Annotated in this window: 3 protein-coding genes and 1 pseudogene; all 4 read right to left on the bottom strand. The window is 53.1% G+C overall.

The features are described from left to right. Positions 1-1312, bottom strand: a pseudogene (locus O71_RS07830) (histidine kinase); the annotation flags it as partial. 2 nt (positions 1313-1314) lie between these two features. Beyond that, a complete protein-coding gene (locus tag O71_RS07835; protein WP_007655156.1) occupies positions 1315-1521 on the bottom strand; it encodes a hypothetical protein in 207 nt (68 codons plus the stop codon). 315 nt (positions 1522-1836) lie between these two features. Continuing rightward, a complete protein-coding gene (locus tag O71_RS07840; protein WP_007655158.1) occupies positions 1837-3528 on the bottom strand; it encodes a sodium:solute symporter family protein in 1692 nt (563 codons plus the stop codon). Between the two features lie 26 nt (positions 3529-3554). Further along, positions 3555-3818: a DUF4212 domain-containing protein gene (locus tag O71_RS07845; protein ID WP_007655160.1), complete on the bottom strand. Its 264-nt coding sequence runs from the start codon at positions 3816-3818 to the stop codon at positions 3555-3557. Positions 3819-3866 lie beyond the last annotated feature (48 nt).

Genomic DNA, 3866 nt, shown 5'->3' on the forward strand with positions numbered 1-3866 from the left:
CCTTCCAGAAAATCCCCCCGATAATGGCCGGAGCAAACTGAGCCACCGCCGCAAAAGACACTAGCCCGACTTCCACGAGCGAGTAGTATTCTGCCACCCCCTTGTAGTATAGGTAGGCCAGCAAGAGAATGACCAAAATACCGAGCCTACGACTGAAGAGTAAGATCTTCGTAAGCTGGTTCTGATACTGGTTTTTAACCGCAGGTATAGCTACCAGAAGCGGCATCACCAGGTTGTTGCTCACCATCACACTCAAGGCAATTGTAGCCACAATGACCATACTGGTTGCCGCTGAAAATCCGCCCAGGTATACCATCAAGGCAAGCAGCGATTGTCCTTCACTCAAAGGGATTGCCAGCACAAACATGTCGGCGTCTATACCTGCGTTTCCGAATAACAGGTCGCCGCCAAAAGCAATCGGCAGCACGAAAATGTTAATGGCGAACAGGTATAGCGGGAAAAGCCACATGGCCTTGTTCAGGTGCTGTTCATTTACGTTCTCGACCACAGCCACCTGAAACTGGCGCGGCAAAAACAGGATGGCCAGCATGGAGAGCACCACCATCCAGAACCACTGCGAAAAACCGCTGTCGTTATCGAAGGTCATCAACCGCTCGAAGTCGGGTAGTTGGGTGGCCTGTTGCATGATGTCGCCAAAGCCATTGAACAGGCCGTAGGTCACAAAGACACCTGCCACGATAAAGATCACCAACTTGAAGAGCGACTCAAAGGCAATGGCCGTCACCATCCCTTCGTGGCGCTCGGTCGCCTCCACATGCCGCGTGCCATACACGATGGTGAACAGGCCCAGGCCCAGCGCGATGTAGAAAGACGTGTCGCCGAAGAGCGGGCTCCGGCCCACTTCATTCATACCGGTGAGTATATCCAGGCTACTGGCAATGGCCTTGAGCTGGATGGAAATGTAAGGGATAATGCCGAGCACGCAGATAATGGTGACAATGCTGCCGAGCGTGATGTTCTTGCCGTAGCGCGACGAGATGAAATCGGCGATGGTGGTAATGCGCTGCACCTTACAGATGCGAATGATCTTGCGCAGCACCACCCACCAGAGCGGCGCCATCAGTGTCGGACCGATATAGATAGCCAGATAGCCTAAGCCGGTCGTGGCGGCTCTGCCTACCGAACCGTAATAGGTCCAGGCGGTGCAGTACACCGCCATGGAAAGCGCATAGATGTAGGGGTTGCCCACGAAACTCCTGCCCGCAGCCGAACGCCTTTCCGCCCACGAAGCCAGCCCGAAGAGCAAAGCCAGGTAGCAAAACGACACACCGATGACAAGCCAGTAGTTCATGGTTATTTCTTCTGTTTACGCGGATCCTGACGGTTAATGAAAAACGCAATCGCCACAATGCATGCCAGCCAAACCACCGTCAGGTATAGGTATAGCACCGGCACGCCGCTCACCGTCGAATTGAAAATCGAAAGCAACGGAAAATTCAGCAGCACCATGAACAGGGCGCTGATGAAAAAGAGTCGTCTGCCTTTGGAGCGGTCACGCATGGGGTTTAGTTAGTGGTTGAGTGATTGAGTAGTTGAGTGATTTAGTGAGTTAGAAAGTTAGCTTTTGGCATAAGTCAAGTAGCTTCGTCGCTGCTTATGCCCTCGCTCGCGTCCCGCGAGTGTGAGCTATCCAGCGGACTCTGGCCGCAAATTTTTGCCTCCAGGCACAGGTGGCGAGACGCCACCCAATTCCTCACACTCGCGGGACGCGAGCGAGGGCTGGGAAGCCAGCAAACTGCCGAATGGCTGACCGATGGTATTCCCACCGAATCAACCATCCAACAATTTACCAATTCTACAATTAACAATTCAACCTTAATGCCCGGCCACTGCCTCTCCGGCACCACGTGGGATGCGGATGTCTTCGATCAGCTCCTGAATGTGGGCTGGCGGGGCTGGGGTGAAGCGTGACACGATGAATGACACGATGAAGTTCACGATCATACCTACCGTGCCTATACCTTCCGGAGAGATCTCCATGAACCAGTTCTCTGGCAGGTTAGCGGCCGGGTTGATAAATTTGAAGTAGGAGATGTAGCTGATCGTAAACAACAGACCGGAAATCATTCCCCAAATGGCGCCTTGCTTGTTCATGCGTTTTGAGAAGATACCCATGATGATCACCGGGAAGAACGATGCCGCTGCCAGACCGAAGGCGAAGGCCACCACCTCGGCCACGAAGCCTGGCGGGTTGATACCGAAATAGCCTGCGATTACAACCGCAAAAGTTGCCGCGATACGGGCCGCAATCAGCTCTTGCTTTTCGGATATACCTGTCATCACAGATTTCTTAAGTAAGTCGTGGGCGATAGATGTGGAGATTACGAGCAAGAGACCTGCCGCCGTGGAAAGGGCCGCTGCCAGACCACCCGCCGCTACCAGGGCAATCACCCAGTTTGGAAGCTGTGCAATTTCCGGGTTGGCCAGTACCATGATGTCTTTGTCGATCTTGAGTTCGTTCACGGCCGGGTCTTTCACATACTGAATGCGACCATCGCCATTTTTATCGTCCACGCCAATCAGACCTGTTTTCTCCCAGTTGTTTACCCACTGCGGCATGCTCGCAATCGGCTGGTTACTGGTAGTCTGCAGCATGTTATACATACCGAAAGCACCTACAGCAGGAGCAGCAGTATACAGAATGGCAATGAACACCAGTGCATAACCCGCCGACTTACGGGCATCTTTTACTTTAGGAACGGTGAAGAAACGCACAATTACGTGTGGCAGACCGGCGGTGCCTACCATCAGGGCAGCAGTGATGAAGAACACGTCTATCGTTGCTTTGCTGCCGTCGGTATAGGCTGTGAACCCAAGCTCAGGGAGCAAACCGTCGAGTTTATCCAACAGGTAGGTGCCATCGGCCAATGTGCCACCCAAGCCAAGCTGCGGAATCGGGTTGCCGGTCAGCATCATCGAGATAAAGATAGCCGGTACCATGTAGGCAAATATCAGCACGCAGTACTGCGCCACCTGGGTATAGGTGATGCCTTTCATACCGCCAAGCACAGCATAGAAAAGCACGATGATCATACCGATGATCACACCCGTTTCGATCTGCACTTCCAGGAAGCGGGAGAACACGATACCCACGCCGCGCATCTGACCGGCCACGTAGGTAAATGACACGAAAATAGCGCAGACTACCGCCACCAGTCGGGCGGTTTTGGAGTAGTAGCGGTCGCCCACGAAATCAGGCACGGTGAACTTACCGAACTTGCGCAGGTATGGCGCCAGCAAGAGAGCCAGCAACACATAACCGCCCGTCCAGCCCATCAGGTATACCGAGCCGTCGTAGCCCATAAACGAGATCAGACCGGCCATGGAGATGAACGAGGCGGCCGACATCCAGTCAGCGGCCGTTGCCATGCCGTTGGCTAGCGGCGAAACGCCACCACCTGCCACGTAAAATTCTTTTGTAGAGCCGGCACGCGACCAGATGGCGATACCAATATACAGGGCGAACGTGAGGCCCACGATGATGTATGTCCAGGTTAAGATATCCATTGTCTTAGCTATTGTATGGTGGGAGATTAGTCTTCGTGCACGTCAAACTCGCGGTCCAGTCTGTTCATCAGCCATACATAGATGAAGATGATGACCACAAACACATAGATGGAGCCTTGCTGCGCAAACCAGAAACCGAGTTTAAAGCCCCCAAGGCGGAACTGGTTAAGCTCGTCGACCAGCAAAATGCCGAATAGGTATGAAACAGCGAACCAAAGGCCCAATAGCGTCAGCAGTATCCGGACGTTGCGCTGCCAGTACTCCTGCATTCTGTTCTTGTTATTTTCCATGGGTATATAGTTTAGTTTTTTTAAGGTTCTTACAGGTAAATCATGGCC

It is taken from the genome of Pontibacter sp. BAB1700 (genome assembly GCF_000277005.1).
Lineage (GTDB): Bacteria > Bacteroidota > Bacteroidia > Cytophagales > Hymenobacteraceae > Pontibacter > Pontibacter lucknowensis.

Excerpts from the sequence above, each read along its gene's own strand:
- O71_RS07835 (WP_007655156.1), bottom strand. The coding sequence starts at position 1,521 with ATGCGTGACCGCTCCAAAGGCAGACGACTCTTTTTCATCAGCGCCCTG.
- O71_RS07840 (WP_007655158.1), bottom strand. The coding sequence starts at position 3,528 with ATGGATATCTTAACCTGGACATACATCATCGTGGGCCTCACGTTCGCC.
- O71_RS07845 (WP_007655160.1), bottom strand. The coding sequence starts at position 3,818 with ATGGAAAATAACAAGAACAGAATGCAGGAGTACTGGCAGCGCAACGTC.